Consider the following 25,605-nt stretch of genomic DNA (forward strand, 5'->3'; position numbering starts at 1 on the left):
ATCCGTCAGTTTCAATGGAGGCGTGATGGGACACGCAGGGGCGGCGGCCGCCGCCGTCCGGTATCTGGGGCGCAGGCCCGTGGAGCCGTTGCCGCGGCCGGATCTGCGGTGCGTGCGGGAGGACGAGCGGGCGCCGGTGGAGCCGGGTGAGTTCCGGCAGGTGCTGGGGAGCTTCGCGAGCGGGGTGACCGTGATCACGGCACCGGCCGCCGACGGAGAGGCCGGCCCCGCGGGTTTCGCCTGCCAGAGCTTCGCCTCCCTCTCCCTCGCACCGCCCCTGGTCTGCTTCATGGTGGGCCGTACGTCCACCACCTGGCCCCGGATCGCCCGCGCGGGCGTCTTCTGCGTCAACGTGCTCAGTGCCGGCCAGGGCGAACTGTGCCGGGCCTTCGCGGTGAGCGGCGCGGACAAGTTCGCTGGGGTGGCGTACGACGCGGCGCCCGCCTCCGGCTCCCCGCGCCTGGCCGGCACCGCCGCCTGGATCGACTGCACCGTCCACGCCGTGCACACCGGGGGCGACCACCTGATCGTCGTGGGCCGGGTGGACGCGCTCGGGGCGGAGGGTCCGGGCGAACCGCTGCTCTTCCATCGCGGGCGGTTCGCCCGGATCAGCCACCCCTAGGTCCTGCGGTTCACCGGAGCGGGCGCTTCCGACACGGCTGCCGGTCCGCGCCCTGAGCGCCTTGCGCGGCGGACGCCGACGGGGGGACGATCTCACCCGTGAGCGAGCGGAGGCGGTGGAGCGCATGGACGCCGAGTTAGTGGCACTCGCTTCCTCGGGTGCGACGACCCTGGTCGGGCTGATGGTCACGGATGGCTGGCAGCAGGTGCGCGGCCGCTTCGCAGCCCTCTTCCGACAGCAGGGCACGGACGTGGACGAGGAACTGGAACGCTCCAGAGACGATCTGGTGGCGGCTCGTCAGCCACCTCGGTGCTGCCGCCGGGGTCCAGCTCTTCCTGCTTCTTGTGTTCGCGTTCCGGTGCCTGGGCGATGCGCGGCCGATGGCACTGACCCCGGGGCGGCTGTGGACGAGGACGGCCTGGAGCGAGGCGTTCGGAACGACCGGCAGGGACTTCGGGTACGGACTGGTCTTCGGCGGGGTCATGGGCCTGGCCCTGCCCCTCGTTCTCCTGGTCGCCGCGCCGGAACTCTGGCTGCTCACCCTGGGCATCTATGGCGGCATGGTTCTGGCGAGCGGCGTCCTCTACGCAGTGGGGCCGTCTCTGGGTACCTACGTCGCGAACGGCGTCGCCTTCTCCGACACCGCGGATGTGGTCCGGCCGCGCGGCCCGCTGCGCCGGGACGCCGTTCTCACCCTGGCCGCCCTGGTGGCCTGTGCCGTCCTGGTGCTCCTGCTGCCCCATCCCGCGACCGCGTTCGCGGTCTCCCTGGCCACCGTCTTCATCGCCTCGCAGGCGACGGTGCGCTATCGGCTCGTTCTGGCCCTCGCTGCGGCCCGTGGGCGCCTGCCGCTCCGGCTGGCCCGTTTCCTGGACTGGGCTCATCACGCCGGACTCCTCCGCGTCGCGGGCAACTCGTACCAGTTCCGGCACACCGAGTTCCAGAGATGGTTGGTGCGGGACGGCGGCGGGCGGGACTGAGTCCGGGTTCGCGCGGCCTTCTCCCTTCCCGTCGGGTTCCTCAGGACGCGACAGCCACCGGTGCCGTCGGCGCCGCCCGCCTGATCACCAGGGACATCAGGGCCGCCGCCGCACACAGCGTGCCGGAGGCGTACCAGACGAGGTCGTAGCTGCCGAAGACGTCCCGGGCGAGGCCGCCGAGGTAGGCGACGACGGCCGCGCCGACCTGGTGGGAGGCGAGCACCCAGCCGAAGACGATGGCGCTGTCCTCGCCGAACTGCTCCCGGCACAGGGCGAGGGTCGGCGGGACGGTGGCCACCCAGTCCAGGCCGTAGAAGACGATGAAGAAGAGCATCGGGGGGTGGACCGCGGGGCCCAGCAGCATGGGGAGGAAGACGAGGGAGATGCCGCGCAGGGCGTAGTACACGGCCAGCAGGCGGCGCGGTTCGAAGCGGTCGGTGAACCAGCCGGAGGCGATCGTGCCGGCCACGTCGAACACGCCGATGACCGCGAGCAGCGAGGCCGCCGTCGTGACGGGCATGCCGTGGTCGTGCTCGGCGGGCACGAAGTGGGTCTGGATCAGTCCGTTGGTGGAGGCACCGCAGATCGCGAAGGTGCCGGCGAGCAGCCAGAAGGTGCCGGTGCGGACGGAGGTCGAGAGGACCTTCAGCGTGCGGCGGGCGGCACCGGCCACCGGTGCGGGCTTGGGTACGAACTCCCGTGCGCCGTACGGCTTCTGGCCGACGTCGGCCGGGTGGTCGCGCAGCAGGATCCAGACGAAGGGGACCACGGCCAGGGCGGCCAGGGACACCGTCACCGCGGCCGGGCGCCAGCCGTGGTGCTCGGTCAGCCAGGACAGCACCGGCAGGAAGATCAGCTGCCCGGAGGCGGACGCCGCGGTCAGGATGCCGCTGACCAGGCCGCGCCGCTCGGTGAACCAGCGGTTGGTGACCGTCGCCGCGAACGCGAGGGCCATCGAGCCGGAGCCGAGGCCGACCAGCAGGCCCCAGCACAGCCACAGCTGCCAGGCCGCCGTCATCCACACGGTCAGGCCCGAGCCGGCCGCGATCACGGTCAGCGCGACGGCGACCACCCGGCGGATGCCGAAGCGGTCCATCAGCGCGGCGGCGAAGGGCGCGGTGAGGCCGTAGAGGGCGAGGTTGATGGAGACGGCCGCGCCGATCGTGCCGCGCGACCAGCCGAACTCCTGGTGCAACGGGTCGATGAGCAGGCCGGGCAGGGAGCGGAAGGCGGCCGCGCCGATGATCGTGACGAAGGTGACGGCGGCGACGAACCACGCCCGGTGCACACGGCGGCGCCGGGCGGGCGGGGCGGCCTGGACGGGGGCTGCGGCTGGGCTTGTCTGAGTCACGTCATACAGGGTGCTTTTTTCATGAGCGCACAACGAGTGGCCCGAAAGACAGTATTCGTTAGGATCGGGCCATGGCTGCTGTCAGTGAGGAACCCGAGGAAGCCTCGGGCTTCCGTCCGCACCGGATCGCCGTCCTCGCCCTCGACGGCCTGCTCCCCTTCGAGCTGGGCATTCCGCACCGCATCTTCGGCCGCCCCAGGGACGAGCACGGCCGGCACCTGTACGAGGTGGTGACCTGCTCGGTACGGCCCCCCGGCCCGGTCGAGACCGACGCCGACTTCGCCGTGCACGTCCCGAACGGCCCGGAGGCGCTGGCCGGCGCCGACACGGTGATCGTCCCGGCGTCGTACGAGCTCGGTCCGGTCTTCGAGGAGGGCCGGCTGACCGACGAGCTGGCCGCCGCCCTCGCCGGCATCCGCCCCGGCACCCGGCTGGCCTCCATCTGCACCGGCGTCTACGTCCTCGCCGCCGCCGGGTACCTCGACGGCCGCCCGGCGACCACGCACTGGGCCGACGCCGAGCGTTTCCAGCGCATGTTCCCGCGGGTCAAGGTGGACGCGGACGTGCTGTTCATCGACGACGGCGACGTGCTCACCTCGGCCGGGGTGGCCGCCGGGATCGACCTGTGCCTGCACATGGTGCGCCGCGACTTCGGTACGGCGATCGCCAACGAGGTGGCCCGGCGCACGGTCGTACCCCCGCACCGCGACGGCGGCCAGGCCCAGTACATCGAACGCCCGCTCCCCGACCTGCAGCTGTCGACCACGACCGCCGCCCGCGCCTGGGCGCTCGGCCGCCTGCACGAGCCGATCCAGCTGCGGGACATGGCCGAGCAGGAGGCCATGTCGGTCCGCACCTTCACCCGCCGCTTCCGCGAGGAGGTCGGGATCAGCCCCGGGCAGTGGCTCACCCAGCAGCGCGTGGAGCGCGCCCGCCAACTGCTGGAGACCACCGACCTGTCCATCGACCAGGTGGCCCGCGAGGCGGGCTTCGGCACGGCCCAGTCGATGCGCCAGCACCTCCAGCAGGCGCTCGGGGTGACCCCGACGGCGTACCGGCGGACCTTCCGGACCGGCGTCAGAACGTGAGCACCGCCCGGGCCACCCGCCCCGCCTCGGCGTCCGCGCGGGCCTTGGCGAAGTCCTCCACCGGGTACACGGCCGTCACCAACTCGTTGAGCAGCAGGCGGCCTTGGCGGTACAGCTCGGCGTACAGGGCGATGTCCCGCTGGGGGCGCGAGGAGCCGTAGCGGCAGCCCAGGACGGACTTGTCCAGGTAGAGGGAGGAGACGAGGAAGGACGCCTCGGCGGCGGCCGGCGGCACGCCCAGCAGGACGGCCTGGCCGTGCCGGTCGAGGAGGTCGATCGCCTGCCGGATCAGCTCCACCCGGCCCACGCACTCGAAGGCGTGGTCGGCACCGGTGGGCAGGATGTCCTTCACCCCGTCCGTCGAGGTCAGGAAGTCGGTCGCGCCGAACTGCCGGGCCTTCTCCTCCTTGTCCGGGTTGGCGTCCACGGCGACGATCCTCAGCGCCCCCGCGAGCCGCGCCCCCTGCAGCACGTTCAGCCCGATCCCACCGGTCCCGATGACGACGACGCTGTCCCCCCGGTCCACCCGCGCCCGGTTCAGCACGGCACCTACGCCCGTGAGCACCCCGCACCCGATCAGCGCGGCCGACTCCAGGGGGATGTCCTTGGGGATCCGCACCGCCTGCACGGCCTTGACGACCGTGCGCTCGGCGAAGGCGGAGTTGGCGGCGAACTGGTGAACCAGGCCGGCCGCGCCCCGCGTGAACGGCTTCCCCGGGCGCCCGATGGCCTGTCGGCACATCGTCGGCCGGCCCCGGTCGCACTCCCCGCACGTGCCGCAGTTGGCGAGCGTGGACAGTGCCACATGGTCGCCAGGCGCGACATGGGTGACGCCCGCGCCGACCGCCTCCACCACCCCCGCCCCCTCGTGCCCCAGCACCACCGGCACCGGGAACGGAATGGTGCCGTCCACCACGGACAGATCGCTGTGGCACAGCCCGGCCGCCGCGATCGCCACCAGCACCTCGCCGGGCCCCGGCGCCCGCACCGCGAGATCGTCGACCACCTGCACCTGCTTGCCGTCGAACACCACTCCACGCATCACACGGCCCCCTTGGGCTCTCTGGGCAGGCCGAGCACACGCTCGGCGATGATCGTGCGCTGGACCTGGTCCGAGCCGCCGTAGATGGTGTCGGCCCGGGAGAAGAGGAACAGGTGCTGATCCGCGCCGAGTTCGTACGGCGCCGAGGGCGACCAGTCCATGGGGCCGACGGTGGCCGCCGCGCCCCTGACCTGCATCGCCAGCTCGCCGAGCCGCTGGTGCCAGCCGGCCCAGAGCAGCTTGGCCACGCTGGGCGCGCCGGGGTCGGCCGAACCGCCGAGGGTGCACAGGGCGTGCCGGCGCATGGTCCGCAGCTCGGCCCACTGCCGCACGAGCCGCGACCGCAGGACCGGATCCGCCGCCGCCCCCGTCTCCACGGCCACCCGTACGACCTGGGCCAACTCCTCGGCGAACCCGATCTGTTGGGCGAGGGTGGACACCCCGCGCTCGAACCCGAGCAGGCTCATGGCCACCGACCACCCCCGCCCCTCCCCTCCCACGACGTGCTCCACGCGCGCGTGCGCCCCGTCGAAGAAGACCTCGTTGAAGTCGCTGGTGCCGGTCATCTGCCGGATGGGGCGCACCTCGATGCGACCGGGCTGGTCCATGGGAACGAGCAGAAAGCTCAGCCCGTGGTGCCGCCTGGACTCCGGATCGGTACGGGCCAGCACGAAACACCAGTCGGCCTCGTGCGCGAGAGAGGTCCAGATCTTCTGCCCGCTGATCCGGTAGCGGTCCCCTTCCCGGACCGCCACCGTCCGCACCCCGGCCAGGTCCGACCCGGCCCCGGGCTCGCTGTACCCCTGGCACCACAGCTCCTCACCGGCTGCGACGGGCGGCAGGAAGCGGGCCTTCTGCTCGTCGGTGCCGTGCGCGATGAGGGTGGGGGCCAGCAGGTTCTCCCCGATGTGCCCGGAGCGCGGCGGCGCGACCGACCGCGCGTACTCCTCGGCCCAGACGACCTGCTGGGTGAGGGTGGCGGTGCGGTTGCCGTATCCCGGCTCGGGCCAGCCGAGCCCTATCCAGCCGGCTTTGCCGAGGGTGCGTTCCCAGGTACGGCGGTCGGTGGCTGGGTCGGCGTTCGCCGTCAGCCATGCGCGGGCCTCGGCACGAAAGTCCTCGTCCTCTTGACCGAACCCGAAATCCATATGTGGACCACCTTCGAATTGGGGGCGACGGGGGCGCCCCGTAAGGGGCGCGGGGAACTGCGCGCCAAGCCACAACGCACCCGCAGCCGCCGAATCACAACGCCCCCGAGCCATTAGGCGTTCGGTCGCGAAGAACCCCGCGCCGCCTCTTCCATCGCCAAAAGCTGGGACAGCATCGGCATCGGATCCACCCCCACCGAACCCGGCAAAAGCTCCGCTATCTTCTCCGGGGTCCAACCGCCGGAGGCAAACGCGGAACGCAGTTCGCGCGGCTGGGCCCACACCGCCAACTTCGGTCCCGCGACGGTGTACACCTGCCCGGTGATGCCCAGCGCAGCGGCCCCGTCGGACAGCAGGTACACCACCAGCGCGGCCACGTCCTCCGGCTCGCCGATCTCCGTCAGCTCCATGGGGACGTTCGCCGACATCCGCGTACGCGCCACCGGCGCCACCGCGTTGGCGGTGACCCCGTACTTGTGCAGACCGAGCGCCGCGCTGCGGACGAGCGAGATGATCCCGCCCTTCGCCGCGCTGTAGTTGGCCTGGGACACCGACCCCTGATGGTTGCCGCTGGTGAACCCGATCAGCGTGCCGGAGCGCTGTCTGCGCATCACCGCGGACGCCGCCCGGAAGACGGTGAACGTGCCCTTGAGATGGGTCGCGAGCACGGGGTCCCACTCCTCCTCGGTCATGTTGAACAGCATGCGTTCACGCAGGATCCCGGCCACGCACACGACCCCGTCGAGACGGCCGTACGAGGCCAGCGCCACGTCGACGACCCGCTGCCCGCCCGCCATCGTGGAGATGTCGTCGGCGACCGCGACCGCCTCCCCGCCCGCCGCCTCGATCTCCTTGACGACGGCCTCGGCGACCTCGCTGGTGGGCGAGGCGCCGTCGACGGAGACGCCGTAGTCGTTGACGACGACCTTCGCCCCCTCCGCGGCGGCCGCCCGCGCGACCGCCCGGCCGATGCCCCGCCCGGCGCCCGTCACGGCGACGGCCTTTCCTGCCAAGAAGTTCCCCACGCCCGGCCCCTTCCCGCGGTTTCTGACGGTCCGTTAGATTCTATGGCGCGTCGGATGCGCGGACACAAGCCCCGGGGAGGCACCGGATGGCACTGCCTGAGGAGTTCCACGAGATCGCGGGGCGCGTGAACAACTGGGGGCGCTGGGGGGCGGACGACGAGATCGGCACGCTGAACCTGATCACCGACGAGGTCGTCCGCGAGGCCGCCGCCTGCGTCCGCACCGGGCGCCGTGTCCCCCTAGCGCTTCCGCTCCAGCAGGACGGTGTGCAGACCGGCGTGATTCCCGGGCGGGTCAACCCGCTGCACGTCATGGTCCAGATCAACCAGGAACTCTTCGGGCCGGGCACGGTGGCGTGCAGCGACGACGCGGTGACCATGGGCCTGCAGGCCGGCACCCACTGGGACGCCCTCCCGCATGTCTCGCACTCGGGCCGGATCTACAACGGCCGCCCGGCGCACACGGTCACCGCGCACGGCGGTGCGGAGTTCAGCGGCATCGACAAGGCGCGGCACATCGTCTCGCGCGGGGTGCTGCTGGACGTGGCACGCGCGCGTGGCGTGGACCGGCTGCCGGGGGGCCACGCGGTGACGCCGGAGGATCTGGCGCGGGCCGAGGAGTTCGGCGGGGTCCGGGTCCGGGCCGGCGACATCGTGCTGGTCCGCACCGGGCAGGCGCAGGTGTACCTGGCCGGGGACAGGCACGGGTACGGCTATCCGTCGCCGGGACTGTCCCTGCGCACCCCGGAGTGGTTCCACGCGCGCGATGTGGCGGCGGTCGCGAACGACACGCTCACTTTTGAGATATTTCCGCCCGAGTCGGAGAATCTGTGGCTGCCCGTGCACGCCCTGGACCTGGTGGAGATGGGGATGCTCCAGGGGCAGAACTGGAATCTCGAAAAGTTGTCCACAGCCTGTGGAGAAGAGGGGCGTTACGCGTTCCTGCTGTCGGCGATGCCCGAGCCGTTCACCGGCGCGACGGGAACGCCGGTGGCGCCCGTGGCCGTCCTTTGAGAGTCCCCGGGCGACGGCGTTGACCGGCCGGCGGCGCGCCTCCCCCCACCGTCGCGCGCACGCGCCGCCCACCGGGTGCGACCCACACTCGGCGAGGGCCGCGTCACCCAGGCCCTCGCCGTCCCCTCGCGGCGAATCGTCGCCCACAAGCGTGATCAGGCAGTCACGGGTCGTCAACGCCGATACGGGGATTTGTTACGTACGCCCCGTTCGCGGCACCCCGCGCACGGATGCACCCCCGGCGCACCGCCGCGCCGGGTGCTACACCGCCTCGAAGGCGAGACCCTCGTACGCGGACAGTCCGCCCCCGTACGCCATCGCTGCGCTCTCACCGGGCTGTGAACAGCGGTCCAGCTCGCACCAGATGCTCTTGCCGGCGCCTTCCGGGCTCCAGCCCCAGCGATCGGCCAGGCAGTCCACCAGGGCCAAGCCGCGGCCGCCGGTGGCGTCACCGCCGGCGCAACGCGGCACGGGGGCGCGGGAGCTGCTGTCGGCCACCTCGACGCGCACGGTGGCGACCAGGGGTGTGGTCGGCGCCCCGGCGGCCCCGGCAGGCTCGGCGCTTCCGGCCGACTGGGCCGCCGTATCCGGTCGCTCGGCCGACTCGGCCGCCGTACCCGGCAGCTCGGCCGCCGCGCCCGGCAGGGAGAGCCGGAGCACGGCCGCGTGACCGGTGTGCACCACGGCGTTGGTCACCAGCTCGGAGACGAGCAGGATCAGGGTCTCGGCCAGCGGCTCGTCGGCCGCTATCCCGAGTCCGGCGAGCCGCGAGCGGGCCCACCTCCTCGCCCGACCCACCTCCGTGGGATCGGGCCGGATCTCCAGCTGCACTTGAAGCACCTGCACCGCTCACACCATCCGAACCGGCGGACACATGACCCCACGCCACCCGGCCGCCACGGCCGCTGCAGCCGCGACGACGATCACGAGGGCCACGATCGTAGCCATTTTCTGCATGGCCAGAACAACGGCCAGAGCAAGGGTCACGGAACGTGATTCCCTTTGGAGACAGCATGGTTGACGTACAGTCACCCCAACAAGCGCTTCGGGCATATTCCAGCGCGAAGGAGTACGCGTGCGGCATACTGTGCGACGCTCGTGCGGGGGAGTCGAACAGACGTCGGCCGACGCCTTCACCGCCCCGCGAGCAGCGGCGCGCACCGCGCGACCCGGTGCCGCCCCAGGGGCACCGCCGGCCCGGCTCGTGCTCGCAGCCACTCGCATCCCACAAAAGGTACCGGAGGGGACCGCCGACTCCGGGCCGTGACGAGCCCACCGAAGGACACAACCCGGTCTCGACGCTCCGTGATACCGGCGTGCCACAATCCGCGACATCCTGGGCCAAGGGTTTCCCGCCGGTGCCGTCCAGGGCGCGGTCGCCGCTTCAGGCCACCAGCCGCGCCGCGAGCAGTTCCTCACTCTCCGTGCTCCCGCCGCCCCGCCGGGACCGCACCCAGGCCCGCTTCAGATGCAGATGCACATCCGCCTCCCAGGTGAACCCCATGCCGCCGTGCACCTGAAGGCAGTCCCGGGCCCCGCGTACGGCGGCCTCGTCGGCGAGCAGCCGGGCGGCGGCGATGTCGGCCGGGTCACCGGTGACGGCGGCCGCGTACACGGCGGCGCGCGCGGTCTCGGCCCGCACCAGCAGGTCCGCGCACAGATGCTGCACGGCCTGGAAGGCCCCGATCGGCCGCCCGAACTGCTCACGCGCACGGGCGTGTTGCACGGCCAGCTCCTGCACCCGCACGGCGGTACCGAGCTGCTCGGCGGCGGTGAGGAGGATGGCGACGGGGTCGGGGGTGCGCGTGCCGGTGCCGTCGGGTTCGGGGGTGCCGGTGCCGTCGGCTTCCGCGGCGCCGGTGCTGTCCGGGGGTGGGGTCGTCCGCGTACGGTGCAGCGGGGTCAGCGGGTCGACGGAACGCAGCGATACGGCCCCCGCCACCTCCCCACGCACCACATCCGCCGCCACCAGCCACTCCACCAGCTCCCCGTCCACCGCCGTCACCACCGTCTCCCCGGTGGCCGCGCCCGGTACGCGCCCGGCCGCGAGGTGGGTCGCCACGAGCGGTCCGGGGAGCAGCGCCCGGCCCGCCTCCTCGAAGGCCAGCACGGTCTCCGGCAGCCCCAGCCCGACCCCGCCGTCCGCCTCGGGCAGCCGCAGGGCGAAGAACCCCGCGTCCCCGAGCGCCCGCCACAGCTCCCGGTCTAGCCGCCCCGGCGCGTCGACGGCCGCCCGCAGCGCCTCCCGCCCGAACCGCCGGTCCAGCAGCTGCCGTACGCCCGCCTTCAACGCTCGCTGCTCATCGGTGAGTTGGAAACGCACGCTCATCGTCCTTTCGGCAGCCCCAGGATCCGCTCGGCCACGATGTTGCGCTGGATCTGTGAGGTGCCGGCGGCGATGGTGTACGAGAGGGAGGACAGTCGGTCCAGGACCCAGGGCCGGTTCAGGTCGAGGCCGTCGGGGCCCAGGACCTCGGCGGCGGTGTCGTACAGCTCCTGACGCGCGTGGGAGTAGCGGAGTTTGAAAACCGAACCCCCGACCCCCGGCACTCCGCCGTTCGCCTCCGCCTCGCTCACGTTCCACTGGGTCAGCCGCCACAGCGCCCGGAACTCCGCCTCCAGGCGGCCGAGCCGGCGCCGCAGCACGGGATCGTCCCAGCGGCCGTTCTCCCGTGCCTCACCCGCGAGTTCGGCCAGGACACGGCGGCAGGCCACCACCTCGCCGACGAACGCCGTGCCGCGCTCGAAGGACAGGGTCACCATGGTCACGCGCCAGCCGTCGTTCTCCGCGCCGACCCGGTTCGCCACCGGCACCCGCACCTCGTCCAGGAACACCTCGGCGAACTCGGCCGACCCGGCGAGCGTGCGCAGTGGCCGTACGGTGATGCCGTCGGCGTCCATGGGCATCGCGAGCCAGGTGATGCCCCGGTGCCTGGGGGCGGCCGGGTCGGTGCGGACCAGCAGTTCGCACCAGTCGGCGACCTCGGCGTGGGAGGTCCAGATCTTGGACCCGGTGACCACGTAGTCGTCGCCGTCACGCCACGCGCGCGTGCGCAGCGACGCCAGGTCCGATCCCGCGTCCGGTTCGCTGAAGCCCTGGCACCACACCTCCTCGCCGCGCAGGATCGGCGGCAGCCAGCGCGCCCGCTGCTCGGGCGTGCCCTCGGCGGCGATCGTCGGGCCGGCGTGCAGCAGCCCGACGAAACCCGCCCCCACATAGGGCGCGCCCGCCTTCTCCGTCTCCTCCAGGAAGATCAGCCGGGTCGTCGGCGAGGCGTCCCAGTGGACGTCGGCGTACCCGGCGTCGTACAGCATCCGCTGCCAGCCCAGGTCGTACGCCCTGCGCGCGGGCCAGTCGTCGACGGGCGGCTTGGCCGGGAGGGTGGGGAGCACCTTGGCGAGCCACTCCCTCAGCCGGGCCCGGAACTCCTCCTCCTCGGGCGTGTACGACAGATCCACTAGCGGTCCAGGTCCAGGCCGAGCATGCGGATGGCGTTGCCCCGCATCAGCTTGTGGACCGTCTCCTCGTCGAGGCCCTTCACATGGTCGAGGGCGACCTCCTTGGTGTGCGGGAAGGTCGAGTCGACGTGGGGGTAGTCGGTCTCGAAGGTGGCGTTGTCCCGCCCCACCACGTCCAGCGAGGCGACGCCGTGCCTGTCGCGGAAGAAGCAGCAGAAGATCTGCCGGTAGTAGTACGTCGACGGCGGCTCGGGGATCAGGTCGCGGACCCCGCCCCAGGCGCGGTGCTCCTCCCAGACGTCGTCGGCGCGCTCCAGGGCGTACGGGATCCAGCCCATCTGCCCTTCGGAGTAGGCGAGTCTGAGCCGGGGAAACCTCACCAGGACCCCGCTGAAGAGGTAGTCCATCATCGAGGCCATCGCGTTGTTGAAGCTGAGCGAGGCCTGGACGGCGGGCGGGGCGTCGGGCGATGCGGCGGGCATCTGGGAGCTGCTGCCGATGTGCATGTTGACGACCGTCCCCGTCTCCTGGCAGACGGCGAAGAACGGGTCCCAGTAGCCGGAGTGGATGGACGGCAGCCCGAGGTGGGTGGGGATCTCGGAGAAGGTCACCGCCCGCACCCCGCGCCCGGCGTTGCGCCGGATCTCGGCGACGGCCAGTTCGACGTCCCACAGCGGGATCAGGCACAGCGGGATGAGGCGGCCCCCGCTGTCGCCGCACCACTCCTCCACCATCCAGTCGTTGTAGGCGCGCACGCAGGCGAGGGCGACCTCCTTGTCGTGCGCCTCGGCGAAGGTCTGCCCGCAGAAGCGGGGGAAGGTCGGGAAGCAGAGGCTGGCCTCGACATGGTTGAGGTCCATGTCCGCAAGGCGTGCCTTGGGGTCCCAGCACCCGCGCCGCATCTGCTCCCGGGTGATCCCCTCCAGGGTCATCTCGTCCCGGTCGAAGCCGACGGCGGCGATGTTGCGCTTGTACGGGAACTTCAGGTCCTCGTAGATCCACCAGTCGGTCGGCTGGCCGGCCGGGTCCATGGTGATCTGGTACTTGCCGCCGACGTAGGCCAGTTCCCCGATCCCGGCGGTCAGCGGCTTGGGCCCACGGTCCCGGTACCTGGCCGGCAGCCAGGTCTCGAAGAGATGGGCGGGCTCGATCACATGGTCGTCGACGCTGATGATGCGGGGCAGTTCGGTCATGGGTCCCCTCCTCCGCCGGACGGTACTTATCTGATGGTCCGTCAGATAACATGCTACCTGACGAGCCGTCAGCCAAGGAGGGGGCACACGTGAACGACACCCCGCACTCCCTGAGTTCCGCCCGCACGCTGTGGGACCTGGTCGTCCGCCGCGCGGCCCTCACCCCCGACCGCCCGGTCCTCCTTCAGCAGGACCGCACGCTCACCTTCGGCGCACTGCGAGCGCGTGCCGAGCGGGTGGCGGCGGGCCTGTACGGCATGGGCGTACGGCCCGGCACGGTGGTGGCCTGGCAGCTGCCCACCCGCATCGAGACCGTCGTGCTGTCCTTCGCGCTGGCCCGCCTGGGCGCCGTACAGTCCCCGGTGATCCCCTTCTACCGGGACCGGGAGGTCGGCTTCGCCCTGCGCGAGTCGAAGGCGGAGTTCTTCGCGGTCCCGGGGGTGTGGCGGGGTCACGACCACCTGGAGATGGCCCGCCGCCTCGGTGCGAAGGGCATCTTCGAGGCGTACGACACCCTCCCCGACGGCGATCCGTCCGCGCTCCCCGCCCCGCCCGCCGAGGGCACCTCGGTCCGCTGGATCTACTGGACCTCCGGCACCACCTCCGACCCCAAGGGCGTGCTGCACACCGACCGCTCCCTGCTCGCCGGCGGCTCCTGCCTCGCCCACGCCCTGCGCCTGACCCCGGACGACGTCGGCTCGATCGCCTTCCCGTACGCCCACATAGGCGGCCCCGACTACCTGGTGATGCTGCTCCTCTACGGCTTCCCGGCCGTGCTGTTCGAGCACTTCGCGCTGCCGGACGCGCTGGCGGAGTACCGGCGGCACGGGGTGACGGTGGCCGGCGGCTCCACGGCCTTCTACTCGATGTTCCTGGCCGAACAGCGCAAACAGCCGGGTGACAGGCTGATCCCGACCCTGCGCCTGCTGGCGGGCGGCGGCGCGCCGAAACCCCCCGAGGTCCACCACTGCGTGGTCCGCGAACTGGGCGTCCAGCTCGCCCATGGCTACGGCATGACCGAGGTCCCGATGATCACCATGGGCGACCCCCGGGACACCCCGGAGAACCTGGCGACGACCGAGGGCCGCCCGCCGGCCGGCATGGAGATCCGCATCGTCGACGGCGAGATACGGCTGCGCGGCGAGGCCGTCTGCCAGGGCTATCTGGACCCCGTCCAGACCGCCGCCGCCTTCGACCCCGACGGCTTCCTGCGCACCGGAGACCTGGGCCATGTCACCGGCTCCGGCCATCTCGTCCTCACCGGCCGGCTGAAGGACGTGATCATCCGCAAGGGCGAGAACATCTCGGCCAAGGAGATCGAGGACCTCCTCGCCGCGCACCCGTCGGTCGCGGACGCGGCGGTGATCGGCCTGCCGGACGCGGAACGGGGGGAACTGGTCTGCGCGGTCGTCGAACAGCCTCCGGGCGCCGCCGAGTTGACCTTGCCGGAACTCGTCTCGTACCTGCGCGCCTCGGGCCTGTCCGTGCACAAGCTGCCGGAGCGGCTGGAGGTGGTGGAGGCGCTGCCCCGGAACGACACGCTGCGGAAGGTGCTGAAGTACAGGCTCCGGGAGCGGTTCGCCGGTCGGCCGTGACACCCCGAGCAGCCTCAGCCGACCGTCTGCCAGGCGTCCTTGCCGATGCCCAGGTCCTCTCGGGCCCGCTCGTGGTACCTGTTCAGGAGGTCGGAGAGCCGGCGCACTGTCGCCGACGGTTCATGCGCGCGCGCCTTTGCCAGGATCTCCCACAGGGCCACGTTGACGTCATGGGCCGCCTCGACAGCTTTCGGATCCGCCAGCAGCACCAGCGATTCGAAGAGGGCCGAGCGTCTGCGCTCGCCTTCTTCCATCGTGGCCATGAACTCCCTGTGGAGTTCTGAGCCCTCCTCCGCCAGCCAGGAGCGTTTCGCGACGTCGGCCACCTCCTTCACACACACGGCGTACTCGATGTACGTGTCAAGCTTTCGCTGGTCCCAGCGCGTTGCCATGGTGCGCCGGTGCTTGGCGCGTTCCGCCAGGGTGACGGACAGATACGAGGTCAGGGCTCCCACGAGGACGCCGACCAGCGTCACTATCTGACTGATCATGACTGTGACGGTAATGGCCGGGCACCGCCCGGTACGCGCGTTACTCCGCGACCGTGAAGTACTGGGCGAACGCCGGGACGACGTCCGGTTCGGTGATGGTGCCGTCGGAGTCGGTGTCGAGGGCGCGGGCGACGGTGTCGGCGAGGTCGGCCGGGACATGGAGGACGCGCAGGACGCGGGCGGTGTCGGCGACCGTGAGGCGGCCGTCGGCGTCCGTGTCGGCCACCGCGAGCGCCGCGTGCAGGAAGGGGCGGGCGATCTCGGCGAAGCGTTCGGGGTTGTCGCGCAGGCGCTTGACCGCGCCGGTGACGAACTCCTCACGGGTGATGCGCTGGTCGCCGTCCCGGTCGGCGATCCCGGCCATGCCCTGCCAGAACGCCTCCGCGCCGGCGTACAGCGCCTGGCCCTTGTCGGAGCGTGCGGTCACGTCGAACTCGGCGAGGAGCGCCTTGGCCGCCGCGCTGAAGTCCTCGCGGTCGATCCAGCCGTTGCCGTCCTGGTCGAAGGTGGCGAACCGGGCTGCGATCCTGCGCTCGTACTCGGTGCTGACCATGTCTTTCCGTCCGCCTTACGTGTGCGTCGTCCGGTCGTCCCACGGGTGCGTGGGTGACCTGGCAGCGAGCGTATGACGTGGGTGGCCGCCGGATGGCGGAAATCCACCGCCTGTGCCAAGACCGGGGGAATTCTGCGACAACAGTGTGGCCGTGTCGCGACGGAGCCGGGCCGCGCGGGCGGCGCGTCAGGCCGAGAGCGGGCCCGCCTCGTCCGTCGTCGCGGACTCGATGTCGGGCCGGACGTCGAAGAGCCGGCGCACGCCGAGCGCGCCGAGGACCCGGTTGACGTGCGAGCCGTCGTCGGCGCCCCGGTCGGGCAGGATGAGCCGGAGCCTGCCCTGGCAGGAGCGGATCAGCCTGCGGGCGGCGACGAGGACACCGACCCCGCTGGAGTCGCAGAAGAAGACGTCCGAGAGGTCCACGACAAGACTGTGGTGACCCTCTGCGACGACGTCGTGCACACGTTGGCGCAGAACCGGTGAGGTGATCAGGTCCAGTTCCCCGGACACCCGGAGCACGGCCCACTCACCCTGTTCGACGCTGGTCACCTTGAATGCCACGCCCCTGCCCCTCCGCTCGCCGGAACTCCCGGAACCGCCCGGAAACGGAAGCAGTTCCTACGCTTGCTTCCGCGCGGCTGCCCAGCGGCCGTTCCCTGAAACGTCGGGCCACAAACCAGACGTGATCGACAAGGGGCTTGTTTCAGTCACTATCGATCCTGTTCGATCAGAGATGCGCGCGACTTGTGTGAAGTTTGTGTGAAGAGGGCACTATCACCTGCAGCCCTTCCAGGGGCGCGCATTGACACAAAGGGGCGTGCGCCGTCAGGCGTGCCGACTACATTCGAGACGACGGTGCAGACAGGCTGGACGGGCCGGACACGGGCGAGGGGAGGGGACCGCATGGCCATGAAGGACGTACCGCCCCGCTGGGACCGCAAGATGCAGCAGCGGCTCGCCCGCGGTGAGGCGGCCGCCCTGGGCGAGCTGTACGACCGCTTCGCCTCGCTGGTGCACGGCCTCGCCCACCGCGTCCTCGGCGACGAGAAGGCCGCCGACACCCTCACCCGCGAGGTCTTCGCCCACCTCTGGCAGCACCCCGAGACCTACGACCCCAAGAAGGGCCCGTTGCGCACCTGGGTCGCCGGAGTCACCCACCGGCTCGCCGTGCAGCGGCTGCGCGACAGCGAGGCCGCCGCACTGCCGCGGGACGGCGGCGGCTCCCTGGCGGAACTGGAGCGCAGGGTGCGCCGTGCCTCGGTCGCCGCCCGCGCCGACTACATCGTCCACTCCATGCCCGCCCCGCTGCGCGCCGCCCTCGACCTGGCCTACTTCCAGCGCCGCGACTACCGCCAGACCGCCGTCGACCTCGGCGTCACCGAGGACGAGGCCCGCCGCCGGCTCCGCCTCGGCCTGCAGCTGCTGTCCACCGCCCATGACGCCGGGACACCACCGGAACACGGGGGTGCGGTGTGAACGGAGCGGAAGGGTTCGGGGCACACGACGAGCACGAGGGCCCGGGAGACGAGGAGCGGCGCGAAGGACAGCGCGAGGGGCAGTCGTACGAGCGGGACGGCGGCCGGGGTGAGAACGGCCACACCTGTCAGGGCGCGGGCGGCGGCTCGGGGCAGGACCCCCGTGACACCGGTGCGCCCGAGGCGGACCGGCCGACCCGCATACCGACGCCCCGCGCCTCCGTCGAGGACGGCGAGCGCCCGCTGCCCGACCTCATCGATCCGGGAGACCTCGCGCCCGTGCCGCTCGACCTGCCGCACGACGTCCTGAAGTCGCTTCTCGGCGCCTGGGCGCTGGCCGCCTGCTCGGCGGCGGAGACGGCCGCCGTCGAGGACCACCTGGGCTTCTGCGGAGGCTGCGCCGACGAGGCCCGCCGGCTGCGCGAGGCGGTCGGCCTGCTGCACCAGCCGGAGAGCCTCGACCTGGACCCCGGACTGCGCACCCGCGTCCTGCAGAGCTGCCTGGAACGCCGGCCGCCACGCATCCCGGTCCCCGGGTGGGCCGCGCCCTACGACGCCGAGACCGCGCGCCTGGACGCCCTGCTGCAGGACTTCGGGGACGCGGAGTGGCATGCGCCGGTGCGGCTGCGGTGGTTCGAGGCCGACTCGGCGAAGAGCCGCCGTACGACCGTGGCGGGGGTGATCGCGCACCTGCTGTCCGTGGACGGGCTCGTCGCGCTCGCGCTCGGCCTGGCGGACCCGCTGGCCGACGTCGTCGGCGCGGCCGCGCAGGACGCGGTGGGCCCGGCCGAGCGCACCGAGGCGTTCTGGCGGACCTCCCACTTCCCGCCGACCCGCTCGGTGCGGGGGCCCTGGCGGGAGCAGAGCCACGGCCTGGTGCGGACGGTGTCCTTCACCGGTGGGAACGCGGGCGGACTGGCGGTGTCGTACGGCGACTTCGAGCTGCCGCTGCACGACGCGATGCTGGACCGGGCCTTCGAGTGCTGGGTGCACGCCGAGGACATCGCGGAGGCGGTGGACTACCCGTACCAGCCGCCCGCGCCGCGCCACCTGAACAAGGTGATCGACCTCGCGGTCCGGATGCTGCCCGCCGCGCTGGCCCGGCGCCGGCAGACCGGGCTGGCGTCCCCGGCCCGCGGCCGCCACCTCGGCCTCGCCGGTGAGCCCGGCCGCAGCCTGCGGCTGGAGATCGAGGGCGCGGCGGGCGGCGAGTGGCTGATCCCGCTGGACTCACCGGCGGCGCTGGCCTCCGCGGACCTGGAGGTGGCCCATGTGGCGCTGGACGGCGTGGAGTTCTGCCGCCTGGCCGCCGGCCGGGTGTCGCCGGAGGAGGCCGCGGTGGGGCAGGTCGGCGACCGGGAGGCAATCAGGGATGTGCTGTTCGCGACGGCGGGGCTGAGCCGGCTGTAGGGGCGGGTCGCGGTCTCGCGGGCGGCCGAACCCCCCCCCGGACTGCTAGGCGAACACCACCGTACGGCGCCCGTTGAGCAGAATCCTCCGCTCCGCATGCCACTTCACCGCCCGCGCCAGCGCCTGGCACTCCACGTCCCGGCCGATCGCGACCAGCTGATCCGGGGTCACGTCATGCCCCACCCGCTCGACCTCCTGCTCGATGATCGGCCCCTCGTCAAGGTCGGCGGTCACATAGTGCGCGGTCGCCCCGATGAGCTTGACCCCCCTGGCGTGCGCCTGGTGATACGGCTTCGCGCCCTTGAAGCTCGGCAGGAAGGAGTGGTGGATGTTGATGATCCGGCCGCTGAGCTGCTTGCACAGGTCGTCCGAGAGGACCTGCATATAGCGGGCGAGGACGACCAGCTCGACGTCCTGCTCGCGCACGATGTCCAGCAGCTTCGCCTCGGCCTGCGACTTCGTGTCCTTGGTGACCTGGATGTGGTGGAAGGGAATGTTGTAGGAGCCCACCAGCTCCTCGAACTCGGTGTGGTTCGAAACCACGCCCACGATCTCCACCGGCAGCGCACCGATCCGGGCCCGGAACAGCAGGTCGTTCAGGCAGTGCCCGAACTTGCTGACCATGAGCAGGATCCGCATCTTCTCGTCGGCCCGGTTGATCTGCCAGTCCATGTGGAAGGAGTCACCGATCGCCGCGAAGCTCGCCCGCAGCTTGTCCACCGTCACCGGCGCCTCGGCCGAGAAGTGGACACGCATGAAGAACAGACCCGTGTCGTGGTCGCCGAACTGCTGGCTGTCCTCGATGTTGCAGCCGGTCATGAAGAGGTAGCTCGACACGGCGTGCACGATCCCCTGCTTGTCCGGGCAGGAGAGCGTGAGGACGTACTGGTCGGCCGGTGCGGCGGAGGGCGCGGGCTGCTCGTTCATGCACTACAGGTTCTCACGACGACCGCCCGCCGTGGGTGATCGTCCCGCAGGGCGGACGGGCTACGCGGTCCTCGTCATGATGCGCAGCACTTCCAGGGTCCGCGGGGGCGTGTCGGGATCGTCGCCGTCGCTCACCGCGAGGCGTACGTGCGCGTCCCGCGCCGCCCGCACCGCCTCCGGCCACCCCTCGTGGTCGAGATACGCGGCGACCGGCGCGTCCGGGCCGACCTGGTGCATGATCCGCAGCACCCGCAGCACGGCGGTGTCCACGAGCGCCGCTTCCTGCGAGTCCCGGAATATCGTGCCGACGTATTTCTCCGCGGACCAGTTGTCCAGCCAGGTGTCCTCCACCAGCCGGTAGACGGCGTCCGTGACGTCGCCGTACCCGTCCACGCCGGCCAGCCAGACGTCCCGCTGGAACACCGGGTCGGAGAGCATGTGCAGCGCCGAGCGCACATTGCTGCGCCAGCGCCACCACGGCATGTCGCTTAGGGGCATGCCGCCCATGGTGGAGGAGCGACGGCCACGACGGGAAGAGTTCTCCGAACCTTGCACGGTCATCGATCGTACGTTCCTCGTCACACCAGCCTCACCGGCCCCTCTAATTCACCTCGATGTCACTCTTCGTTGACTCGGGGTCACTCGACGGTTAGTCGTGTGAGGGAATCGTGCGTGCACATGACCGGCAGGCGACGCGCTATTAGTACATTCCTCCATTCGACCCTCCGCCCCGGCAGAGCCTCCGCCCTGACCGCGGGCGCCGTGGCCCTCTGCGCGTCGCTCACCGCCGGATGCGGGGTCATCCCCGGTGCCACGGGGGGCTCCGGGGATGACCCGATCAAGGTGATGACCTGGGCGCCGCAGGACACCAGTGGCACCAACAAGCCCGGCATGCCCGCGATGGCCCTCGCCTACGCCAAGTGGATCAACGCCAACGGCGGCATCAACGGCCGCAAGCTGAAGGTCCTGACCTGCAACGACCACAACGACAGCGTGGGCGCCGCCAAGTGCGCCCGGTACGCGGCCGACGAGAACGTGGTCGCGGTCGTCGGCTCCTACAGCCAGTTCACGGACTCCTACTCCGCCCCGCTGGAAGGCGCCGGCATCCCCTACATAGGCGGCTACGGCGTCACCAACGACGAGTTCACCGGCCAGATGTCCTACCCGGTCAACGGCGGACAGCCCGCCCTGCTCGCCGGTCTCGGCAGGGCCCTCGGGGCCTCCTGCGGCAATGTCTCCCTGGTCCGCCCCGACAGCATCGCCGGGGACGAGCTGCCGGTGCTGCTCGACTCCGGGCTGAAGGCGGGCGGGCACGCGAAGGCGGGCGACCAGCTCGCCGCGGAGGACGCCACCGAGTACGGCGACCAGGCCGACCGGGCGCTGCAGTACGCCAGCAGCGACCCCGTGAGGAAGGGCTGCGTGGTCCCGGCGCTCGGGGACCGCACCGACACCTTCATGGACTCCTTCCGGCGGGACCGCGGGGGCTTCCCCCCGGTACGGCTCGCGACCGTGCTCGGCAGCGTCGACCAGACCGTGATCAACGCCACCGGCGGCGCGTCCGGGCCGTACGAGGGGGCGTACATCACCGGCTGGTACCCGCCGGCCTCGGACTCGCGCTGGGACCCGATGAAGAAGGTGATCAACGAGGAGGCCTTCGGCGACACCCGCATCGACCCCGCGGACGCCGGAGTGCAGACCACCTGGATCGCCTACACCGTGCTGAAGGCCGTGCTCGACAAGATCGGCGACGGCGAGGTCACCGCCGACTCCGTCCGGCGCACCCTCGACGACGGCCTGCAGGTCCCCACCGGCGGTCTCACCCCGACCCTGCACTGGACCTACTCCAGCGAGCTCGCCGCGGTCGGCTTCCCGCGGATGGTCAACGCCGACGTCACCCTGCAGGTGGTCCAGGACGGCAAGCTGGTGGCCGCCCGCAAGGGCGTCGGCGGATTCGACGGCACCACCGACATGACGCGGACGCTGGAGGCCGCCGACGTGCAGTGACGCCCGCCGGCGCGCCCCTCAGGCCTGCCTCACAGCTGGGTGGGCCGGCGCTGGGTCAGGCCGTACTTCTGCGCGATCGCGTTCCACAGCGCCGCCGCCTTCACCTTCTGCGCGCTGGCGGTGCCGCTCGCCCGGTTGCCGGCCTGGGTCTCGCCCGTGACACGGGCGTGGCCCTTGCGGCAGACCTTGCGGTCCTTGGCCTGGTCGGCCCAGGCCGCGTAGTGGTTGTCGGCCGCGGCGGACGCCTGCCAGGCCTGGGTCAGCGCGGCGGTGAGCTCGCCGTTGTTCGGCAGCTTGTCCACGGACAGCTGGCCGAGCCGGGTGACCAGGTCGCCCCGCTGCTTGGCGGCGTCGCGCAGATCGGAACCGGCCGTGTCGAGGTTGTCGCAGTTCTTGACGTCGGCCACCGACTTGATCACCGTGGCGCGGCTGCTGCCGCTGTCGGCGAGCAGCTTGTCCAGCGCGACCGCCTGCTGCCGGGCCGGATCGGCGGCCCCCGAGGAACCCTGGCCGGGGGCCGCGGAGGTGGCCGCGACCGTCTTGCCGTCGGCGCCCTGGTCCGTGCCGCCCCCGCCGCTCAGCAGAGCGCCGGCGCCCACACCGATGACGACGATGCCGACGCCGATCGCGGCGATCAGCGGCACCCGCGACCGGCCGCGCGGCCGGTCGTCGTCGTGCGCGGGGGCGTACGACGGCTGCTGCGCGCCGTACGAGGGCTGCTGAGCGCCGTACGGCGCCGGGCCGCCGGGGTAGCCGCCCGGCTGCTGGACGCGCGGCATCTGCTGGGTGGCCCCGGCCGGGCCGTCATCGCCCGCCGGGCCGCCGCGGAAGAGGTGGTCGAAACCGTCCGACGGCTGCCGGTCCACGCCCTGTGACTGGTTCTGCGCCTGCGTCTGCGCGGCGTACGGCGGGATGTACTGGGTGGCCTCCGCGTCGGGCGACGCAGGCGCAGGCGCCTGCTGCTGGACGCGGCCGAGGTAGCGCGTCTCCTCGCCGCCCGCCTCGGGCGGCAGCGCGCCGGCCGCGACCGGCGGTATGTACTGGGTCGCGCCCTCGTCGGCGGGTGCGGCCGGCACCGGGGGCAGATACTGCGTGGCGCCCTCGGCGGCCGCCGCCTGCACCGGCGGTATGTACTGCGTCGCGCCCTCGTCCGCGGCGGGCAGCGGGGCACCGGCGGCCGGGTAGGCGTCCGGCAGCGGCGGGGCACCGGCCGACGGCTGCTGGTAGGGCTGCGGCAGGGACTGCTGGTGCATCTGGTGCTGCGGCTGCTGCTGGTACGGATCGGGTGCCGCGCCGTACCCGGGCTGCTGACCGGCGCCGTAGCCACCGCCCTGCGCGCCGGGGTGGTCGTACGACGACGGGCCGTACGACGGCGCCGGGGCGCCCTCCGGGGGCAGCGGGCCGGGGTCCGCGGCGGGCGGCTGCCCGGGGGCGTCCGGGGTGTGCCACTGCTGGGCCGGCGCGGGGGGCCAGCCCTGGCCCGGCTGGGGCGGCTGCTGCTCGGGCCCCCAGGAGCCACCCCAGGCCTGCCCGCCCGTCGGGGCGGCGGGGGCGGGGGCGGGCGCGCCCGCCATGCCCGGCAGCAAGGGCTCGCCTCCGTCGGAGGGCAGCACGATGCCTTCGTGCGCGGGCCGCGCCGAGGGCTCCTCGCCCCGTCCACTCTGCGTCACCGGGACTCCTACTAATGGGGGACCTTGTGAATCGGGCTCACGCTACCGGGTCCCCCGAGCCGGGTGCCATGCAGCTCAGGGCGCGATCTTCTTACCTGTGACGGCGGTAACAGGACCGCCCCGCGGTGCGCCGTTCGCGGCACCTCGCCCGTCCGGGTGCCGTTGGCCGTGCGTTCACGCAGCCGCGGGGCCGGTGTTCACGCGGCCTGCTGGAGTTCGAGGCGCGCCCCGAACTCCCGTACCACCGCCTCCTCCCGGAAGGGTTCCAGGCGCTGCTGGAGATCTTCCAGGTACTCGGCGCCCCGGTTGGAGCGGAGCGTCTCCAGCAGTTCCACCGCCTTCAGGCCGGTGCTGCAGGCCTGTTCGACCTCCCGCTGCTGCACCTGGGCCGTGGCGAGCAGCACATAGCCGATGGCGCGCCGCCGGGCCCGGGACTCCGGGTGCCCGGCCAGTGACTGCTCGGCGTACCGGGCCGCCTGCTCGCTCTGACCGAGATCGCGGTGGCAGTGCGCCAGTTCGTCGGCCAGATACGCCTCGTCGAAGTGGCGGATCCACACCGGGTCGGCGTCGGAAGAACCGTCCGCCCGCTCCATCGCGGTCACCGCGCGCCCGATGGACGCCTGCGCCGCGCGCGTGTCGCCGAGCAGGGCGTGCCCGCGCGCCTCGGCCGCGTGGAACATCGCCTCCACGCGCGGGGTCACATGGCCGCGCGCCCCCTCCTGCGCCGCCCGCGCCAACTGGGCGATCTCCCGCGGGTTTCCGAGCTGGGCGGCGAGGTGGCTCATGGACGCGGCGAGGACGTAACCGCCGTACCCGCGGTCCCCGGCGGCCTGCGCGAGCCGCAGCGACTGGATGTAGTACCGCTGGGCCAGCCCCGGTTGCCCGGTGTCGACGGCCATGTACCCGGCGAGCTCGGTCAACCGGGCGACCGCCGCGAACAGCTCCCGCCCGACCGTCTCCCGGTACGAGCCGGCGAGCAGCCCGGAGACGACGCTGTTGAGGTAGTGCACGACGACCGGGCGCACATGCCCGCTGCCGAACTGGTGGTCCAGGTCGGTCAGCGCCTGCGTCATGGACCGCACGGCCGCCACGTCGGCCTGCCCCACCCGCGGGCCCGCCTGCCGGGCCACCTGGGCGTCCGGCGCCGAGATCAGCCAGTCCCGGCTGGGCTCGACCAGCGCGGAGGCGGCGACGGAGGAGCCGGACAGGAAGTCCCGGCGCCCCACGTCGCTGCGCCACAGCTCGCAGACCTGCTCGATGGCCCCCAGTACCGTCGGCGAGAACTGGAGACCGACCCCCGAGGCGAGGTTCTTGCCGTTGGCCATGCCGATCTCGTCGATCGTGACCGTACGGCCGAGCTTGCGGCCGAGCGCCTCCGCGATGATCGCCGGGGCGCGGCCCCGGGGCTGCTGCCCGCGCAGCCAGCGGGCCACGGACGTCTTGTCGTAGCGCAGGTCGAGGCCGTGCTCGGCGCCGCACATGTTGACCCGCCGGGCCAGCCCGGCGTTCGAGCACCCCGCTTCCTGGATGAGTGCCTGCAGCCGTTCGTTCGGCTGCCTCGCCACGAGAGGCCTTGCGGCCATGGACTACCCCCTGCGTTGCCAGCCCCCGGAGCGTGAAGTTCCGGCCGAGTGATCGGTGACGATCCGTACGGGAAGATCACTGCCCAGTTGACATACCGTCAATGCGCGACATGTGCGGTTTGCCGGGGTAAAGGTGCTTGCCACCCCACCCCTGGCTACCCAGGTCACGCCCCGCTTCCTCCTGCGCGCCCCCGCCCGTGCACCCATGCGCCCCGGCTGCCGAATCGATGCTCCACCCCCGCGCGCGCTACGGCCGTAACTCCAGGTGGGTGCGGGAGTTGAGAGGGGCGTGGAAGAGACGATCGCGGGCGCCGAAAACATTCAGATTGCCGGTCAGATTCCGCAGCAGCGCGGAGAATCGCTGCTGGAGACCGCCGTACGCTACGCCGAGGAACGCCACTGGGACGTGTTCCCGGGCACCTGGCTGGAAGCGGTCGACGGAATCCAGCGCTGCTCGTGCGGCGACGCCTCCTGCCCTGCGCCGGGTGCGCACCCCGCGCGCCCCGACTGGGCGACGCAGGCGACCGGCAGCGCGACCGTCGCCCGCCGGACGTGGCAGAAGCAGCCGACGGCTTCGATTCTGCTGCCGACGGGGCGGACGTTCGACGCGTTGTCCGTCCCGGAGAGTGCGGGGTTTCTGGCGCTCGCCCGCATGGAGCGGATGGAGTTGACGCTCGGGCCGGTCACTCTGGCTCCTGACCGGCGAATGCACTTCTTCGTGCTGCCGGGCGGGTCGGTGAAGGTGCCGGAACTGGTGCGGAAGCTGGGCTGGACGCTTTCGTCGCTGGACCTGGTGGCGCTGGGCGAGGGGGCGTATGTGGCCGCTCCTCCCACGCGGTTCGGGTCCCGGGGGGCCGTGCAGTGGGCTCGTCGGCCCACGCCGGCGAATCGGTGGCTGCCGGATGCGGAGGAGCTGATCTCGCCGCTCGCCTACGCGTGCGGGCGGGATCGGTAGCCGTCTCGTCCGCGTGGCCTC

General features: G+C 72.2%; 24 protein-coding genes. 9 read left to right on the forward strand and 15 right to left on the reverse strand.

From position 1 onward, the window contains the following. Positions 1–25: 25 nt before the first annotated feature. Entirely contained in the window at positions 26–622 is a 597-nt protein-coding gene (locus ACWCQS_RS18790) for a flavin reductase family protein (RefSeq protein WP_451005432.1), read from the forward strand. A 380-nt stretch (positions 623–1,002) separates the two neighbouring features. Next, positions 1,003–1,602 (forward strand): hypothetical protein, encoded by a 600-nt coding sequence (locus ACWCQS_RS18795; RefSeq protein ID WP_451005433.1) that lies wholly within the window; start codon positions 1,003–1,005, stop codon positions 1,600–1,602. 40 nt (positions 1,603–1,642) lie between these two features. Here ACWCQS_RS18795 and ACWCQS_RS18800 read toward each other — a convergent pair whose 3' ends face one another. Then, complete coding sequence (locus ACWCQS_RS18800) at positions 1,643–2,953, reverse strand: MFS transporter (RefSeq protein ID WP_451005434.1); 1,311 nt, start codon at positions 2,951–2,953, stop codon at positions 1,643–1,645. Positions 2,954–3,024: 71 nt separating this feature from the next. On the opposite strand from ACWCQS_RS18800, the gene ACWCQS_RS18805 reads away from it, so the two are divergent. Then, positions 3,025–4,041, forward strand: a complete 1,017-nt coding sequence (locus ACWCQS_RS18805) for a GlxA family transcriptional regulator (RefSeq protein ID WP_451005435.1) — start codon at positions 3,025–3,027, stop codon at positions 4,039–4,041. On the opposite strand, the gene ACWCQS_RS18810 is transcribed toward ACWCQS_RS18805, so the two are convergent. The 3 genes from ACWCQS_RS18810 to ACWCQS_RS18820 form a co-directional block, all read right to left on the reverse strand. Continuing rightward, positions 4,031–5,083: a Zn-dependent alcohol dehydrogenase gene (locus ACWCQS_RS18810; protein ID WP_451005436.1), complete on the reverse strand. Its 1,053-nt coding sequence runs from the start codon at positions 5,081–5,083 to the stop codon at positions 4,031–4,033. The genes ACWCQS_RS18805 and ACWCQS_RS18810 overlap by 11 nt on opposite strands. Further along, complete coding sequence (locus ACWCQS_RS18815; protein WP_451005437.1) at positions 5,083–6,231, reverse strand: acyl-CoA dehydrogenase family protein; 1,149 nt, start codon at positions 6,229–6,231, stop codon at positions 5,083–5,085. The genes ACWCQS_RS18810 and ACWCQS_RS18815 overlap by 1 nt, the downstream gene beginning before the upstream one ends. Before the next feature lie 113 nt (positions 6,232–6,344). Continuing rightward, positions 6,345–7,256 (reverse strand): SDR family NAD(P)-dependent oxidoreductase, encoded by a 912-nt coding sequence (locus tag ACWCQS_RS18820; RefSeq protein ID WP_451005438.1) that lies wholly within the window; start codon positions 7,254–7,256, stop codon positions 6,345–6,347. A gap of 86 nt (positions 7,257–7,342) precedes the next feature. Here ACWCQS_RS18820 and ACWCQS_RS18825 point away from each other — a divergent pair, with 86 nt between their 5' ends. Next, positions 7,343–8,269 carry a cyclase family protein gene (locus ACWCQS_RS18825; protein ID WP_451005439.1) on the forward strand — a complete coding sequence of 309 codons (927 nt, stop codon included), beginning with the start codon at positions 7,343–7,345 and terminating at the stop codon, positions 8,267–8,269. 261 nt (positions 8,270–8,530) lie between these two features. On the opposite strand, the gene ACWCQS_RS18830 is transcribed toward ACWCQS_RS18825, so the two are convergent. The 4 genes from ACWCQS_RS18830 to ACWCQS_RS18845 all read right to left on the reverse strand — a co-directional run bounded on the left by ACWCQS_RS18830 (position 8,531) and on the right by ACWCQS_RS18845 (position 12,921). Continuing rightward, positions 8,531–9,100 (reverse strand): ATP-binding protein, encoded by a 570-nt coding sequence (locus ACWCQS_RS18830; protein WP_451005648.1) that lies wholly within the window; start codon positions 9,098–9,100, stop codon positions 8,531–8,533. A 553-nt stretch (positions 9,101–9,653) separates the two neighbouring features. Next, a complete protein-coding gene (locus tag ACWCQS_RS18835; protein ID WP_451005649.1) occupies positions 9,654–10,592 on the reverse strand; it encodes an acyl-CoA dehydrogenase family protein in 939 nt (312 codons plus the stop codon). A gap of 2 nt (positions 10,593–10,594) precedes the next feature. Continuing rightward, positions 10,595–11,728 (reverse strand): acyl-CoA dehydrogenase family protein, encoded by a 1,134-nt coding sequence (locus tag ACWCQS_RS18840; protein WP_451005440.1) that lies wholly within the window; start codon positions 11,726–11,728, stop codon positions 10,595–10,597. After that, positions 11,728–12,921, reverse strand: a complete 1,194-nt coding sequence (locus ACWCQS_RS18845) for an amidohydrolase family protein (protein WP_450982996.1) — start codon at positions 12,919–12,921, stop codon at positions 11,728–11,730. Before ACWCQS_RS18845 ends, ACWCQS_RS18840 begins: the two co-directional genes overlap by 1 nt. Positions 12,922–13,010: 89 nt before the next feature. Between ACWCQS_RS18845 and ACWCQS_RS18850 the strand changes: the two genes are divergently transcribed. Then, positions 13,011–14,516 (forward strand): class I adenylate-forming enzyme family protein, encoded by a 1,506-nt coding sequence (locus ACWCQS_RS18850; protein ID WP_451005441.1) that lies wholly within the window; start codon positions 13,011–13,013, stop codon positions 14,514–14,516. A 14-nt stretch (positions 14,517–14,530) separates the two neighbouring features. On the opposite strand, the gene ACWCQS_RS18855 is transcribed toward ACWCQS_RS18850, so the two are convergent. The 3 genes from ACWCQS_RS18855 to ACWCQS_RS18865 all read right to left on the reverse strand — a co-directional run bounded on the left by ACWCQS_RS18855 (position 14,531) and on the right by ACWCQS_RS18865 (position 16,121). After that, the gene (locus ACWCQS_RS18855) at positions 14,531–15,007 is read right to left on the reverse strand and encodes a hypothetical protein (RefSeq protein WP_451005442.1); all 477 of its coding nucleotides are present in this window, start codon (positions 15,005–15,007) and stop codon (positions 14,531–14,533) included. 40 nt (positions 15,008–15,047) lie between these two features. Continuing rightward, on the reverse strand, positions 15,048–15,560 hold the full coding sequence (locus ACWCQS_RS18860; protein ID WP_451005443.1) for an EF-hand domain-containing protein: 513 nt from the start codon (positions 15,558–15,560) through the stop codon (positions 15,048–15,050). A 186-nt stretch (positions 15,561–15,746) separates the two neighbouring features. Further along, a complete protein-coding gene (locus ACWCQS_RS18865) occupies positions 15,747–16,121 on the reverse strand; it encodes an STAS domain-containing protein (protein ID WP_388630460.1) in 375 nt (124 codons plus the stop codon). Between the two features lie 342 nt (positions 16,122–16,463). Here ACWCQS_RS18865 and ACWCQS_RS18870 point away from each other — a divergent pair, with 342 nt between their 5' ends. Together ACWCQS_RS18870 and ACWCQS_RS18875 are read left to right on the forward strand one after the other, a co-directional pair. Then, entirely contained in the window at positions 16,464–17,036 is a 573-nt protein-coding gene (locus ACWCQS_RS18870; protein WP_451005444.1) for a sigma-70 family RNA polymerase sigma factor, read from the forward strand. Beyond that, complete coding sequence (locus tag ACWCQS_RS18875) at positions 17,033–18,445, forward strand: MDMPI N domain containing protein (protein WP_451005445.1); 1,413 nt, start codon at positions 17,033–17,035, stop codon at positions 18,443–18,445. Before ACWCQS_RS18870 ends, ACWCQS_RS18875 begins: the two co-directional genes overlap by 4 nt. A gap of 45 nt (positions 18,446–18,490) precedes the next feature. Here ACWCQS_RS18875 and purU read toward each other — a convergent pair whose 3' ends face one another. Both purU and ACWCQS_RS18885 read right to left on the reverse strand, forming a co-directional pair. Continuing rightward, positions 18,491–19,372 (reverse strand): formyltetrahydrofolate deformylase, encoded by an 882-nt coding sequence (gene purU / locus ACWCQS_RS18880; RefSeq protein ID WP_451005446.1) that lies wholly within the window; start codon positions 19,370–19,372, stop codon positions 18,491–18,493. Positions 19,373–19,432: 60 nt separating this feature from the next. After that, complete coding sequence (locus ACWCQS_RS18885; RefSeq protein ID WP_451005447.1) at positions 19,433–19,933, reverse strand: SCO4402 family protein; 501 nt, start codon at positions 19,931–19,933, stop codon at positions 19,433–19,435. A 117-nt stretch (positions 19,934–20,050) separates the two neighbouring features. On the opposite strand from ACWCQS_RS18885, the gene ACWCQS_RS18890 reads away from it, so the two are divergent. Further along, positions 20,051–21,376: an ABC transporter substrate-binding protein gene (locus tag ACWCQS_RS18890; RefSeq protein WP_451005448.1), complete on the forward strand. Its 1,326-nt coding sequence runs from the start codon at positions 20,051–20,053 to the stop codon at positions 21,374–21,376. Positions 21,377–21,405: 29 nt separating this feature from the next. Here ACWCQS_RS18890 and ACWCQS_RS18895 read toward each other — a convergent pair whose 3' ends face one another. Continuing rightward, positions 21,406–23,046 carry a hypothetical protein gene (locus ACWCQS_RS18895; RefSeq protein ID WP_451005449.1) on the reverse strand — a complete coding sequence of 547 codons (1,641 nt, stop codon included), beginning with the start codon at positions 23,044–23,046 and terminating at the stop codon, positions 21,406–21,408. Positions 23,047–23,243: 197 nt separating this feature from the next. Continuing rightward, positions 23,244–24,629: a transcriptional regulator gene (locus ACWCQS_RS18900; RefSeq protein WP_451005450.1), complete on the reverse strand. Its 1,386-nt coding sequence runs from the start codon at positions 24,627–24,629 to the stop codon at positions 23,244–23,246. A gap of 289 nt (positions 24,630–24,918) precedes the next feature. On the opposite strand from ACWCQS_RS18900, the gene ACWCQS_RS18905 reads away from it, so the two are divergent. Beyond that, on the forward strand, positions 24,919–25,584 hold the full coding sequence (locus tag ACWCQS_RS18905; RefSeq protein ID WP_451005451.1) for a bifunctional DNA primase/polymerase: 666 nt from the start codon (positions 24,919–24,921) through the stop codon (positions 25,582–25,584). The last annotated feature ends 21 nt before the right edge of the window (positions 25,585–25,605 follow it).

Source organism: Streptomyces sp. NPDC002076 (assembly GCF_053593835.1).